Here is a 14,327-nt window from a genome sequence, read left to right on the forward strand (position 1 = left end):
ACCACAATGACGATTGGATTTATTTTTGATTTGGATGGTGTCATTACTGACACCGCCAAATTTCATTATCAAGCTTGGAAAGCGTTGGCCGATTCGCTAGGTATTCCCATTGACGAAACCTTCAACGAAACATTAAAAGGCATTAGTCGGATGGATTCCTTGGACCGCATTTTAGCCCATGGCCACCGTGAAAATGCGTTTACTCCAGCAGAAAAAGAAGCCTTAGCTCAGCAAAAAAATGATCACTACGTTCAATTATTAGAACATTTAACGACAGAAGATGTTTTACCTGGTGTCGTGCCATTGCTACAGCAAGCCCAAGCACGTCACATTCCCTGTGCCGTGGCTTCGGCTTCAAAAAACGCGCCCCTGATTTTGGAAAAATTAGGCGTGCGCGCGTACTTCGCCACAATTGTCGATCCCGACTCATTAAGCAAAGGCAAACCTGATCCTGAAATCTTTTTAGCCGCCGCTGACAGTATTGGCGTGCTACCGCAAAACGCCATTGGCTTTGAAGATGCACAATCAGGCATTGACGGCTTGAAAGCCGCGGGCATCTATGCCGTCGGCTTGTCGGCCAGCCAACCCTTACTCGGAGCCGACATGCAAGTCTCTGAAATGACTGAACTAAGCGTTGATGCACTGCTCAATCGCTAAAGAATGACAAGAACCTTTAGTAGCAGGCACCTCTTTTCATCTACATTGTATCTATGCTAGAATGTAGATGAAAAGAGAGAGATGCGTCAACATACCTCTCTAGTGTAGAGCCGTTTGAGACGGTGACCGATTTAGTTATAAAAAATAACCGTACCAGTCAAAGTAGACGGTTATTTTTTATTGTCATTTTTAACAGCTTTTATAATTTCACGGATTAACGCTAAATTTATTCGTGCTTTTCGGGAAAATGTGCTATAATGAAAACGAAAAGAGAGATATGCGTCAACATACCTCTCTGATGTAGAGCCGTTTAAGACGGTGACTTTTTGAATTATTTAAAAATAACCGTACTCGGTCAAAGTTGACGGTTATTTTTTATTGTCATTTTTAAGCAATTTCACAATCAGCGCAATCAAAGAAATGGTAAACATACCAAACCCTAGGATCGTCTGAATTGTTTCATATGCTGACAAAAGGTCTCTCCTTTCTGTAAATTTTGGAAGTACGCTCATACGCACCACCTCACCGAAAGAGGAAAGTCTCTGCTCCTACGCTTCTCACTTTGTTGCGATGCTCGTCGCAAAGCGCATGTTCCTTTGCGCTTGCCTCCGCATTAACTTCTCTACACTTATCGTATATTATGAATGCCTAATAAATATTCAGGTTACAATATTTTTTTAGAGAAAATGATTTAGAGAAAAAACCGCCCACATCAGAAAAATGATGTGGGCGGTTTTTTGTAATTATTTATTTTTTGTTTCAAATAACGGACTAACTGGTTTGTTTTCGTGGATACGTTTAATCGCATCTCCGATTAATTCACCAACGCTGACTTCGTCAATTTTTGCAATTTTACGATCATCAGATAGGTAAATAGAGTCTGTTACAACTAAGCGTTCAATTGCTGAATCTTCAATACGTTGTAAGGCTGGTCCTGATAAAACGGGATGTGTACAAGAAGCGTAAACGTCTTTTGCTCCGGCTTCTTTCAATGCGTTTGCAGCAAGAGAAATTGTCCCCGCTGTGTCAATCATGTCATCAATTAAGACACATGTTTTGCCTTCCACATGACCAATGATATTCATTACTTCTGCTACGTTCGCTTTTGGACGACGTTTGTCAATGATCGCAATTGGTGCTTTTAAGAATTCTGCCAATTTACGCGCACGCGTTACACCACCATGGTCAGGGGAAACAACAACGACGCCATCGCCTTGAATGCCGTGTTCGATGAAGTAATCGGCAATTAATGGTGCACCCATCAAATGATCCACTGGAATATCAAAGAATCCTTGAATTTGGACCGCATGTAAGTCCAATGTCAACATTCTTGTTGCACCAGCTTTTTCAATCATGTTTGCAACAAGTTTAGCAGTGATTGGTTCCCGGGCACGTGCTTTACGGTCTTGACGTGCATACCCATAATAAGGCATAACCACGTTAATTGTTTTAGCACTCGCACGTTTTAACGCATCAATCATGATTAATAGTTCCATTAAGTTATCGTTAACAGGGCTACTTGTTGATTGAATGACGTAAACATGTGCACCACGAATACTTTCTTCAATATTCACTTGAATTTCGCCATCACTAAATTGTGTTACAGAGCACTTTCCTAGCTCCACACCCACAGCATCCGCAATTTTTTCTGCTAAGGGACGATTAGAGTTCAAAGAAAAGATTTTCAATCTTGGATCAAAATAATGTTTCGACATTAGAACCTCCACTTTCTATTTCAGCCAATTCGTTAAAACTGAACAATACTTTCCTTCTAAAATAATAGTAGTCCTAGCCAAATAAATCAAGAGATTTTCTGTATTTCATACAAGATATTCATCAAAAGTCGCTTTCTTCTAACTATTTTATCGTATTTGTCTAAAAAATGAGGATTATTTGAATAAAGAAAGGTACTCGCCATAGCCTTCTTTTTCTAAATCTGCCACTGGCACAAATCTCAAAGCTGCCGCATTAATGCAATAACGTAAGCCGCCTTCTTGGAGTGGGCCATCAGTGAAAACATGCCCTAAATGTGAATCCGCTTCTTGACTGCGAACTTCTACTCGGTGCATGCCGTGACTAAAATCAGCTTTTTCTTTGACGCCACGTTTTTCAATTGGTTTGGTAAAGGATGGCCAGCCGCAACCAGCATCGTATTTGTCCAGGGAGCTAAACAACGGCTCGCCACTAACAATGTCTACATAGATTCCGTCTTGGTAAAAGTCATCATATTCTCCTGAAAAAGGGCGTTCTGTTGCGTTTTCTTGTGTGACGGCATATTGAAGATCCGTCAAGGTTTGTTTTAATTCTTCTTCTGTTGGTTTTGTCATTCTGTCCACTCCTTTTCTTCTGTTCAATTTATTGGGTTCAATGATACCACGTTTGCCAAACAGGCACCTAATAGTTTGCATAGTAAAAGACAGTCCTTTCTCTTTTTGACGAATGAAAAGGACTGTCTTTTATTAGTTGAATTCTTTTAGTAGTCGGGCTACTTTGGCAATTGGTAAACCCATAATGGCGTAATAATCGCCAGCGATTGCTTCAATTAGTAATGCTCCTTGTCCTTGGATACCATAAGCGCCTGCTTTGTCGGCATATTCTGCGGTATCTAAGTAAGCATGGATTTCCGTGTCTGTCAGTGGATAAAACGTAACGGTTGAATGAACTGTCGCGGAGCGCTCTTTTTCCCCTTGTTTCAACGTCACACTTGTATACACGTCATGTGTTTTGCCACTTAGGAGGCGCAACATGCGATAACCGTCTTCCCGAGAAGTGGGTTTGCCGAGGATCTCTCCCACCAATGCCACAATTGTATCGCAGCCAATGACTAGTGCTTCGGGGGATTGCTCTGCTATAGCCGCTGCTTTTTGGGCAGCCATTTGCGCCACATATTCTGCTGGCAAGCCGTCTTTACCAACAGTTTCATCGATGTCGGCTGGTGCAATCGTAAAAGTTGGAACCACACGCTTTAATAACTCCTGACGGCGAGGAGATTGGGATGCTAAAATAATTTGCATAAATTGATGACGCCTCGTTTCTTTTTAATGGGGGTCTTGAATGCGTTTAAACATTCGTTCCATATCTGAATTCGTAAAATGAATCAGCACCGGACGTCCATGCGGACAATTAAACGGATTTTCGCACAAGGCTAAATCTTTTAATAGCACGCGTGCTTGTTGCTCGTTGAGGTAATGATTGGCTTTGATGGATCGCTTACAGCTCATCATAATGGCGGTTGCTTCACGGAATTTTTTCACGCTGACCGAGCCAGTTGTTAGCAACATGTCAATCATCTCGCGAACAATGCTTTCCTCTTCGCCTGCAGGATACCAAGTTGGGTGCGCCCGCACAATGAAACTATTTTGTCCAAAGTCTTCCAAATGGATGCCGACTTCCGCAAGGGTTTCTTTCTGCTCTTTAATTTTCAAGGCATCGCTATTTGGATAATCAATAACGATTGGTACCAATAGTTCTTGTAAATCATCACTGACTTCGCCAATTTTTTCACGGAAGTACTCGTATTTAATTCGTTCTTGGGCAGCGTGTTGGTCGATAATAAACAGGCCATCTTTGCTTTGTGCGAATAAATAAGTTCCGTGCATTTGACCGAAGTACTCTAGCTCAGGAAAACGTTCTGTTGGTCGTTCTTCTTCCAACTTGTTCAGGGCTTGTTTCAGTTCTCTTTGACTCGCAGCGCTATTGGCATCGAATTCTGGGTGAAGTTTCATTTCTTCTTGGAAAACCTCGTCAGCAGCCTCTGATGAACGCAGAGAAGGTTCTGAATCAGATACTTCAGTTATTTTCGTTTCTTCGTCTATTATCTGTTGCTCATTACTAGCTGTTTCCCAATGATTTGCGGAATCAACAGCTGCCGAAGAGGTTTCGTAAGCTGACGTTTCTTCTGCTACACTCGTTGATTCTGGCACTGGCGGCGCAAATGGATCGTCCATTGGGTCCACTGCTCTTTCTGTCTGGTTGACAGCTTCAGGGGCGCTTGAGGCTGGTGTTTCGTCTGTCGCATGTTCCGCATAGAAGCGGCCTGTTGCGGGATTATAGCTTAAGCTGCCCGGTCGTTGTTTTACCGCAGGTTGTTCAGTCGATAAAGGAATTTCCATTTGTTCGGCTTTAGGTTCTGGCGGTAGTTTCTTTTTAAAACGCAAGTTGTCTGCCGCATTGGGAATCAACTGTTCTTGGCTCAACACTTCTTGAATCGCCTGTTCAATTAATGCCATTAAATCTTTTTCTTTACTTAAACGAACTTCTTGCTTAGTAGGATGGACATTGACATCGACTAACAGCGGATCCATTTCAATTTCTAACACAGCAATTGGAAAACGCCCCACCATTAGTTTCGAACCATAGCCGGCTACAATTGCTTTATTTAACGCGAAATTTTTAATATAACGACCATTGATAATCGTTGATAAATAGTTGCGGCTGGCCCGTGTGACTTCTGGCAATGAGACATACCCTGTCAAAGTAAAATCAAGGTCTTTTCCTTCAATTTTCAACATTTTCTTTGCGGTGCTAATGCCATAAATCCCCGCAATCGTTTGTTTTAAATCACCATTGCCTGTTGTACTCATCATTTTGTGGCCGTCATGAACTAAGCGAAAAGCGACTTTAGGGTGACTTAACGCCAGACGATTGACAATGTCACCGATATTGGCCAATTCCGTTTGGATCGTTTTGACGTATTTCAAACGAGCGGGCGTATTATAAAATAAATTAGAAACGGTCATTTTTGTGCCTTTACGGAGTGCTGCTGGTCGGTTTTCTTCGACCTTGCCCCCTTTTAGAATCACATAGCTGCCTTCTTCTTCCTCAGCTGTGGCAGTTTCGATAATCATTTCAGAAACTGAGGCAATACTTGGTAAGGCTTCGCCTCGGAACCCCAAGCTGCGAATTCGGAACAAATCATCTCTTGTATGAATTTTGCTTGTGGCATGGCGCTTGAAGGCATTCAGTACATCTTCTTTGGCAATTCCTTCACCATTATCAATAATTTGAATGGTTTTCAAGCCAGCTTCTTCAATAAAAATATCAATTTGAGTGCTTCCTGCATCCAGTGCATTTTCCACCAATTCTTTGACGACAGAAGCGGGACGTTCAACAACTTCACCAGCAGCAATCTGGTTGGCTAGTTGTTCGGATAGTTCTTGAATTTTCCCCATTTCACGACCTCCTAACCGGTTCGGTTCCTAATTAGATACGTTTTTGCAATTGATGAAGCATGTTTAACGCATCTAGTGGTGTCATTTCTAATAGATTCATTTTCTTCAATGTGTCAATGACACTTAATTCTTCTGTTGAAACTTCTTTAAATAATGAAAGTTGCTCGGTTTCTTCATGGACTTCTGAAACTTCTTCATGATGAACTGAACTTGGAATCGTTGTTTCTTCCGCTTCTAAAGCGGATAAAATGGTGGCTGCTCGTTCTAAAAGCGGGCTTGGTAAACCAGCGATTTTAGCAACGTGTATCCCATAGCTCTTATCAGCAGGTCCTTCCATCATTTTATGAAGAAAGACCACTTCGCCATCTTTTTCGACAGCGCCCACGTGAATATTCTTCAAGCCTTTTAAGGTTTCATCTAGAACAGTTAGTTCATGATAATGTGTAGAGAATAGCGTTTTGGCTTGTACTTCACGATGGATATATTCAATGATGGCTTGCGCTAGCGCCATTCCATCATAGGTTGCCGTGCCGCGTCCTAATTCATCAAATAAAATTAGGCTGTTAGGCGTGGCGTGCCGCAGTGCTTGGTTGGCTTCCATCATTTCTACCATAAAGGTACTTTGCCCTGCAATTAGATCATCAGAGGCCCCAATCCGTGTAAAAATTTGATCGAAAATTGGCATTTCAGCACTTTCCGCTGGTACAAAACAGCCAATTTGCGCCATGACCACCGTCAAAGCCAATTGACGCATGTAGGTACTTTTCCCTGACATGTTTGGTCCAGTAATCAAGAGAATATCTGTTTCTGGGTTCATGCGGATACTGTTTGGAATGTATTCTTGATGCCCTAAAACTTTTTCCACGACTGGGTGTCGTCCTTCGACAATCGCCAAATTTTTCGTGTTACTTCTTAACGTTGGTCGAACGTATTGATACCGTTCACTAATTGTTGCAAAAGATTGTAAAACATCAACCGCACTAATGGTTTTAGCCAGTGTTTGCAACCGATCAATGTTCGTTTTCACTTGTTCTCTCACGGCCAAGAACAATTGATATTCTAGTTCAACTGATTTTTCTTCAGCTTCTAAGATTAAACGTTCTAGTTCTTTTAGTTCGGGCGTAATAAAGCGCTCCGCATTAGCTAATGTTTGCTTACGCTCGTATTTTCCTTCTTCTAAATTCGCTAAATTTGACTTAGTGATTTCAATGAAATAACCAAAGACCCGATTGTAGCCAATCTTCAAGTTTTTAATCCCTGTTTCTTGTCGTTCTTTCGCTTCTAACTCCGCTAACCATTGCTTACCATTGCGCATGGCATCACGGTATTCATCTAATTGGTCGTTATAGCCGTCCTTAATAACGTTTCCTTCAGTAATTTGTAAAGGGGCTTCTTCATTAATCGCCGTCGCAATCAATGCCACTAAATCTTCAACGGGGTTTAAGTCGACTAACAAATCATCCCATTCCCCTTGATTGATCCCGACAATTAACTGTCGAATCGTTGGTACTTGTTCTAAAGAGGTCCGTAATTGAATTAAATCACGCCCATTCACACTGCCGAATGCCACGCGTCCTGCTAACCGCTCTAAATCATAAACGTTCGTCAATGCTGCTTGCAAATCCAAGCGTTCAAAATAGGCATTTAATAAGGATTGCACCATTTCTTGACGCATCTTAATTTGACGTTCCTGAATCAGCGGACGATCCAACCATTGTTTTAATAAACGGCCGCCCATAGCTGTTTTCGTTTCATCTAATAGCCACAATAGAGTCCCTTTTTTCTGTCCTGTTCGAATCGACTGACTCAATTCTAAATTGAATTTAGAATAATGATCCATTTTCAAGAAATGATCTGGCTGATATTCCACAGCTTTCTGAATATGGGACAAGCTCCGCTTTTGGGTAACGGATAAATAAGATAATAATTTGCCTGTAATTTCAATTTCTAATGGATTAATCAGTTCATTGGTTAAAAAACTAAACTCGGCATTTTCTTCCACCGTTTCTTGTGTCGAAAAGATAATATTTAAACGTAAACTTAAGTTCTCTTTTAACGATTCAGGAATCCCTGAACCTAGGACCATTTCTTTTGTTTGCAACGCAGAAGCTTCGTTTAAAACGCCCTCTTCATCAGCCAAGACTGCTGTTTTTAATTCGCCTGTACTCAAATCTACATAGGCAAAACCGAACTGATTACCATCTGTTAGCACAGCGGTTAAGTAATTATTGTCTTTGGCTTCCAAGCCTTTACTATTCATCACCGTTCCTGGCGTTACCAACTGGACCACTTCTCGTTTGACCATGCCCTTGGTAGTCTTTGGATCTTCCACTTGCTCACAAATCGCTACTTTATAGCCTTGCTCAATCAACGTATCAATGTAGCCTTGCGCGGCATGATAAGGAACGCCACACATAGGAATCGGATCATCCGCATTGCGGTTACGACTGGTTAACGTCAATTCTAAGATTTGCGCTGCATTGATAGCATCTTCATAAAATAATTCATAAAAATCACCTAAGCGATAAAATAAAAACGCATCCTTGTATTGGGCCTTAATGGATAAATATTGTTCCATCATGGGTGTATTTTTTGTCTTTTGTGGCATTTAATTTCCTTCCTTCTCTAGCTCTTCGTTCACGTGGTATTGAATGAGCGCCGTGACATGTTGGACTAAGTCATTGGCTTCGATCAGTTGTTCGCGGTAGGCTACAACGAGTGGGTGCTCATCAAATTCTTTTGTTTTCGCATCAGCTCGTTGAATGGCTTCTTTTTCAGCAGTTGGTTTGCCATAGTGAGCAAATTGAACCGCATCTTTTTGCGCAGCTTTAATTTCTTCCACTAATTCTGTCAGCTTTTTGTTTTTCTTTACCTTTTCTTCAATCGCTTGGTAGCGCTGAATGACTTCATCTTGTCCAATTAAATGTAACAATTTTTCTAATTCTTTATTACTTTGTGCATCTAAATTCAACGGCTCCATTTTTTTCACCTTCATCTTTCACCGGCACTTTTTCTATAAGAGCAGAAAAAGTTAACCTCTTAATGATCCGAGATTAACTTTTCTTCTATTATTCTTGAAACGGGCGATCTTCGCTAATCTGAATCGGCTCAATCATCTTCGCTTGGCCCGTTTGGTCATCAATCTCTAAAATACAGGCAGATAAAATTGTCCGCCCTGTTTCGACTACCTCAAAGCGCTTCGGCAATGCTGTCATAAACTTCTCAATAATCGGTTCACGCTTCATTCCTAGAATCCCATCATAAGGTCCGGTCATACCGACATCACTTAAGAAGGCTGTCCCTTTCGGTAAAATCCGAGCGTCATTTGTTTGAACATGCGTATGTGTTCCAACAACGGCTGAAACTTGGCCATCTAAAAACCAGCTCATGGCTTGTTTTTCGCTTGTCGTTTCGCCATGAAAATCCACAAAAATGAGCGGTGTCCGTTTGCGAGCGATAGCCACTAGCTCGGCGGCTTTCTTGAAAGGATCTTCCAATGGCACCATAAATGTGCGGGCCTGTAAATTAATCACCGCTAGTTCCAATTGATTGACTTTCACAAAAACCATTCCTTGACCAGGCACATCTTCTGGAAAGTTCGCTGGACGAACCATTTTCTTCGCATCATCAATGAATTCAAAGATATCCTTGTTGTCCCACGTATGGTTACCCATCGTAACAACATCGACACCATCTTGCAAAAATTTCTTATAAATCTTGCCAGTAATTCCCCGACCAGATGCCGCATTTTCACCATTGGCAATGGTCACTTGTGGACGATATTTTTTCTTTAATTTAGGGACATACGTTGCTAAGGCTTCTCTTCCTAAAGAACCGACAACATCTCCTATAAATAATATACGCAAAAAGGTTCCTCTTCTCTTTTTAACATCTCTTGTTTATTATAGTTGTTTTCGCTTTGAAAAGAAAGTTTTGGTTTTAAAAGATTAAAAAAAGTGTCTCAACGAACAATCCTTGCAATTGTTCGTTGAGACACTACACGCGATACTTATTCGCTTTTTATTTTATTTCGCATAGTCTACGGCACGTGTTTCACGGATAACCGTTACTTTGATATGTCCTGGATAATCCAAGTCATCTTCAATTTTCTTCCGAATGTCTCGAACTAAACGAACAGATTCTAAATCAGAAATTTCTTCTGGTTTCACCATGACACGAACTTCACGTCCTGCTTGAACAGCAAAACTTGAATCCACGCCTTCAAAACTATTAGAAATATTTTCTAAGTTTTCTAAGCGGCGAATGTAGTTTTCTAACGATTCACTACGTGCACCTGGACGGGCTGCAGATAACGCATCTGCGGCTGCCACTAAAACAGAAATAACTGAGGTTGCTTCCACATCACCATGATGCGAGGCAATGGCATTAATAACTACTGAATTTTCTTTATATTTCGCAGCTAATTCTGCGCCAATCTCAACGTGAGAACCTTCAATTTCATGATCCAATGCTTTCCCAATATCATGTAGTAAACCTGCACGTTTGGCTAATTGAACATCTTCGCCTAATTCGGCGGCTAAAACGCCAGCCAGTTTTGCTACTTCGATTGAGTGGTTCAAGACATTTTGACCATAACTTGTTCTGAAACGTAAACGGCCTAAAATTTTAATTAAATCAGGATGTAACGTATGAGCACCTACTTCAAAGGCTGCTTGTTCTCCGTATTCACGAATCCGTTCATCCATTTCTTTACGTGATTTTTCTACCATTTCTTCGATACGAGCGGGATGAATCCGACCATCTTGGATTAATTTTTCCAAGGTCATTCGAGCGATTTCTCGTCTGATTGGATCAAATCCGGATAACACAACCGCTTCTGGCGTATCATCAATGATTAAGTCAATCCCTGTTAATGTTTCCAATGTACGAATATTACGTCCTTCACGACCAATAATGCGACCTTTCATCTCATCATTTGGTAAAGTGACCACGGAAACAGTTGTTTCAGAAACAGAATCGGCGGCGCAACGTTGAATTGCTAGGGAAAGCAAGTTCTTCGCTTTGCGATCAGATTCTTCTTTGGCACGTTGTTCTGACTCCTTGACCATCAAGGTTAGTTCATGATTCAACTCTTCTTCTGTTGACTTCATAATAATCGATTTTGCTTCTTCTTTTGAAAGGGAAGCAATTCGTTCTAATTCTTGATGTTGCTGATTAATTAAGTTTTCTACTTCTTTTTCTCGCTCATCAATTAATTGCTGTCTAGCACCAAGTTTCTCTTCTTTTTCTTCCAGTGAGCCTTCACGTTTTTCAAGAGAGTCATCTTTACGATCCAACGTTTGTTCCCGTTGAATTAAACGATTTTCTTGAGATTTAAGTTCTAATCTGCTTTCTTTCAACTCACTTTCAATTTCTGAACGATACTTCTGGTTCTCTTCCTTAGCTTCTAGCAATGCTTCTTTTTTCAGTGTTTCTGATTCTTTCCGAGCGTTCTCGAGAATACTCGACGCTGAAATTTTTGCACCATTTATTGCTTTATCATTACGTGACTTTGCAATAACAAATCCTAAACCAAGACCGACAATCAAACCGACGATAGCGAGGAGAATATTTAAAACCATATTTCCACCTCCATACTATCTTTTTGTTAATTCATATCTTGTAGTTTTTTGATAAACTAAAATCAATTATCAATATGCCTACTTGCATATTTGTGCATACACACAATTTTATTCTAATGTTTGTCGCGAAAGGTGTCAACTTAAAAAAGCCCTTTCTTTTGGAAAGGGCAGCAAATATTAGACAACGTCACATTTTTAGGTTTCCGCCGTCACGAATTGTTTAAATTTTAGAACAAACGCCGCATAGTCTACTGTTTGACTAAGCTGCTTGATGTGGATGGGTTCGGACATGGACAACAGTCTATTTAACAATTTAGTTCTAAACAAAAAAAGACAACACCTGTCCTGTTCAGTAAGTGTTGTCCTTCTTCTTAACGAGTCGTATTCACTCGTTATTTATTCGTCTAAGGGTAATTCTTCTTGACCTTCTGCTTCTTCTGTAATGGTTGAACCGTCACCGATGCCATATGCATCACGGACCAATTTAGACACTTCTGCCATCATTTCAGGATGATCCGCCATGTATTGTTTGGCATTTTCACGGCCTTGGCCAATTCGTTCTTCTTTGTAGCCATACCAAGCACCACTTTTACTGATAAGGTCTTTTTCCACAGCCATATCTAGTAATTCGCCTTCTTGGGAAATACCTTGGCCATACATGATATCAACTTCTGCCACTTTAAATGGTGGCGCCACTTTGTTTTTAACGACTTTAATTTTTGTGCGGTTACCGACGATGTCTGTTCCTTGTTTTAACTGTTCTGCACGACGGACTTCTAGACGAACCGTTGCGTAGAATTTCAATGCACGTCCACCAGGAGTTGTTTCAGGATTTCCGAACATCACGCCAACTTTTTCACGAATTTGGTTAATGAAAATAGCAATTGTTTTTGTCTTATTAATTGAGCCTGATAATTTACGTAGTGCTTGAGACATTAGTCGAGCTTGTAAGCCGACATGGCTCGCTCCCATCTCACCATCAATCTCTGCACGAGGAACTAACGCAGCAACCGAGTCGATGACAACGATGTCAATCGCACCACTTGAAACTAAGGCATCGGCAATCTCTAAGCCTTGCTCACCCGTATCTGGTTGAGATAAAAGTAATTCATCGATGTTAACGCCTAGTTTCTCCGCATATTGAGGATCCAATGCATGCTCAGCATCGATAAAAGCGGCTGTTCCACCATTTCGTTGCACTTCTGCAATTGCGTGTAAAGAAACAGTTGTTTTACCTGAACTCTCAGGACCATATACTTCAATAATTCGGCCACGTGGATACCCACCTACGCCCAATGCAACATCTAACGCTAAAGAACCACTAGGGATAGTTGAAATTTTTTGATCAGCTTTTTCGCCTAATTTCATAATAGAGCCTTTCCCAAAGTTCTTTTCAATTTTTTTCAGTGCGGCATCTAAAGCCACTTTACGATCATCTGCCAATGGATAATCCTCCTTTAATTTATATAAACTTATTTTTCATTTCCTGTTAGTAGGTCTATCATATCTCTTTTGTACCAAAAAAGCAAGAAAAAACCGAACAAACATTCGCATATTTATTTTTTATTAATGATTCGGCGCCGCAAAAGATCTAACCCTCGCATAACCGCACTCTGTCTAATATAATTTCGGTCACGGTTAAAATGGAAACATTCTGCAACGGTTGGTTGGCCTTCTTCCGCCAGCCCAATCCAAACAGTGCCTGTCGGTTGACCTTCGATTGGGTCACCAGCGACCCCAGTAAATGATAAACCATAGTTAGATTTAGCTAACTGACGCGCTTTCTCTGCCATTTCTTTGGCACACGCTTCACTTACCGTGCCATGTTCTTCTAAAAGTTCATGAGAAATTCCTAAAAAGTTCTCTTTTGTTTCTTGCGAATACGTCACGAAGCCTCCCTTAAAAATCTTCGAAGCACCCGCAATTTCCCCCAGTGTACTTTGGAATAGGCCAGCGGTGAGGCTCTCAGCAGCCGTGACGGTTTGTCCGTTTTGTAATAACAAATCCACTGTTACCTTGGCTAAACTATTGTCATCCCCATACCCATAAAAATAGTCTCCCACTTTAGCTAAAACCTTTTCTTCCGTCGCTGTTAATAATTCTTCGCCAGCTACTAAGTCTTTTGTTTTAACTGTTAAACGAAGTGTCACTTCATTAGGCTTAGCATAAGGCGCAATGGTTGGATTCGTTTGGTGCGCAATCAACGATTGAATCTCGGTCACCAGCTGGGATTCCCCAATGCCATAAAAACGCAAGACTCTTGAAATTAATTGTTCTTCTTGTGGAAACGCATCAATCAATAAAGGTCGTGCCGCTTGTTGGAACATCGGAATTAATTCATTGGGCGGCCCTGGTAAGAGCAAATAGCTTGTTGTCCCTTCTGTTACGAAAGAACCAACCGCTAATCCTGTCGGGTTTTGAAGAACTTGTCCACCTTCAATGGCTAACACTTGTCGTAGATTATTTTCCGTCATTGGCCGCTTAGACTGTTGGAAAAACTGGTGCAAGCGGTTCAATCCTTCTTGATCTTCTACTAATGATTTATGGAGATGTTGTGCGACAACTTGCTTGGTTAAATCGTCTTCTGTAGGTCCTAGCCCTCCACAAAGGACAATTAAATCACTTCTTTGTTCTGCTTCTGTTAGTAGCGTTTCTAAGCGGCCGCCGTTATCACCAACAACGGTCTGATAGTAAACATCGATGCCTAGCGCAGCTAACTCTTCTGATAAAAAGGTGGCGTTGGTATTCACTACTTGTCCCAGTAATAACTCTGTTCCGACTGCAATGATTTCTGCTTTCATTGATTTCCCCTTCTCTAATAACATACGTAGTTAAACTCTCTTTCCATTTTAGCACAACAAAATTTTTACAAAAGAATTTGAGCTTCAGGAAATAATTTTTTTATCAGGAAATTTAT

General features: G+C 41.0%; 12 protein-coding genes. 1 reads left to right on the forward strand and 11 read right to left on the reverse strand.

The window, feature by feature from the left end; genetic code table 11:
- Nucleotides 1–6: 6 nt before the first annotated feature.
- A complete protein-coding gene (pgmB, locus tag IGI63_RS08625; protein WP_156248735.1) occupies nucleotides 7–657 on the forward strand; it encodes a beta-phosphoglucomutase in 651 nt (216 codons plus the stop codon).
- Between the two features lie 368 nt (nucleotides 658–1,025).
- Here pgmB and pepG1 read toward each other — a convergent pair whose 3' ends face one another.
- The 11 genes from pepG1 to IGI63_RS08680 form a co-directional block, all read right to left on the reverse strand.
- Nucleotides 1,026–1,169, reverse strand: coding sequence for a type I toxin-antitoxin system toxin PepG1 (gene pepG1, locus IGI63_RS08630; protein WP_429975664.1), 144 nt, complete (start codon nucleotides 1,167–1,169; stop codon nucleotides 1,026–1,028).
- A gap of 231 nt (nucleotides 1,170–1,400) precedes the next feature.
- The gene (locus IGI63_RS08635; RefSeq protein WP_429975665.1) at nucleotides 1,401–2,372 is read right to left on the reverse strand and encodes a ribose-phosphate diphosphokinase; all 972 of its coding nucleotides are present in this window, start codon (nucleotides 2,370–2,372) and stop codon (nucleotides 1,401–1,403) included.
- Nucleotides 2,373–2,546: 174 nt separating this feature from the next.
- Complete coding sequence (msrB, locus tag IGI63_RS08640) at nucleotides 2,547–2,984, reverse strand: peptide-methionine (R)-S-oxide reductase MsrB (protein WP_002354871.1); 438 nt, start codon at nucleotides 2,982–2,984, stop codon at nucleotides 2,547–2,549.
- 132 nt (nucleotides 2,985–3,116) lie between these two features.
- Complete coding sequence (locus IGI63_RS08645) at nucleotides 3,117–3,671, reverse strand: Maf family protein (RefSeq protein WP_141426245.1); 555 nt, start codon at nucleotides 3,669–3,671, stop codon at nucleotides 3,117–3,119.
- A gap of 24 nt (nucleotides 3,672–3,695) precedes the next feature.
- Complete coding sequence (gene mutL, locus IGI63_RS08650; RefSeq protein WP_429975666.1) at nucleotides 3,696–5,828, reverse strand: DNA mismatch repair endonuclease MutL; 2,133 nt, start codon at nucleotides 5,826–5,828, stop codon at nucleotides 3,696–3,698.
- A 31-nt stretch (nucleotides 5,829–5,859) separates the two neighbouring features.
- Complete coding sequence (mutS, locus tag IGI63_RS08655; RefSeq protein WP_174097672.1) at nucleotides 5,860–8,436, reverse strand: DNA mismatch repair protein MutS; 2,577 nt, start codon at nucleotides 8,434–8,436, stop codon at nucleotides 5,860–5,862.
- Nucleotides 8,437–8,823 (reverse strand): RicAFT regulatory complex protein RicA family protein, encoded by a 387-nt coding sequence (locus tag IGI63_RS08660; protein ID WP_220421716.1) that lies wholly within the window; start codon nucleotides 8,821–8,823, stop codon nucleotides 8,437–8,439.
- Between the two features lie 73 nt (nucleotides 8,824–8,896).
- Nucleotides 8,897–9,694: a TIGR00282 family metallophosphoesterase gene (locus tag IGI63_RS08665; protein WP_002354864.1), complete on the reverse strand. Its 798-nt coding sequence runs from the start codon at nucleotides 9,692–9,694 to the stop codon at nucleotides 8,897–8,899.
- 159 nt (nucleotides 9,695–9,853) lie between these two features.
- Entirely contained in the window at nucleotides 9,854–11,410 is a 1,557-nt protein-coding gene (gene rny / locus IGI63_RS08670) for a ribonuclease Y (protein WP_429975667.1), read from the reverse strand.
- A gap of 396 nt (nucleotides 11,411–11,806) precedes the next feature.
- On the reverse strand, nucleotides 11,807–12,853 hold the full coding sequence (gene recA, locus IGI63_RS08675; RefSeq protein WP_002354860.1) for a recombinase RecA: 1,047 nt from the start codon (nucleotides 12,851–12,853) through the stop codon (nucleotides 11,807–11,809).
- A gap of 113 nt (nucleotides 12,854–12,966) precedes the next feature.
- Nucleotides 12,967–14,211 carry a competence/damage-inducible protein A gene (locus IGI63_RS08680; protein WP_010710870.1) on the reverse strand — a complete coding sequence of 415 codons (1,245 nt, stop codon included), beginning with the start codon at nucleotides 14,209–14,211 and terminating at the stop codon, nucleotides 12,967–12,969.
- Nucleotides 14,212–14,327 lie beyond the last annotated feature (116 nt).

This window comes from Enterococcus sp. DIV0086 (assembly GCF_050498705.1).
In the GTDB taxonomy this organism is placed as follows: Bacteria; Bacillota; Bacilli; order Lactobacillales; family Enterococcaceae; genus Enterococcus; species Enterococcus faecalis.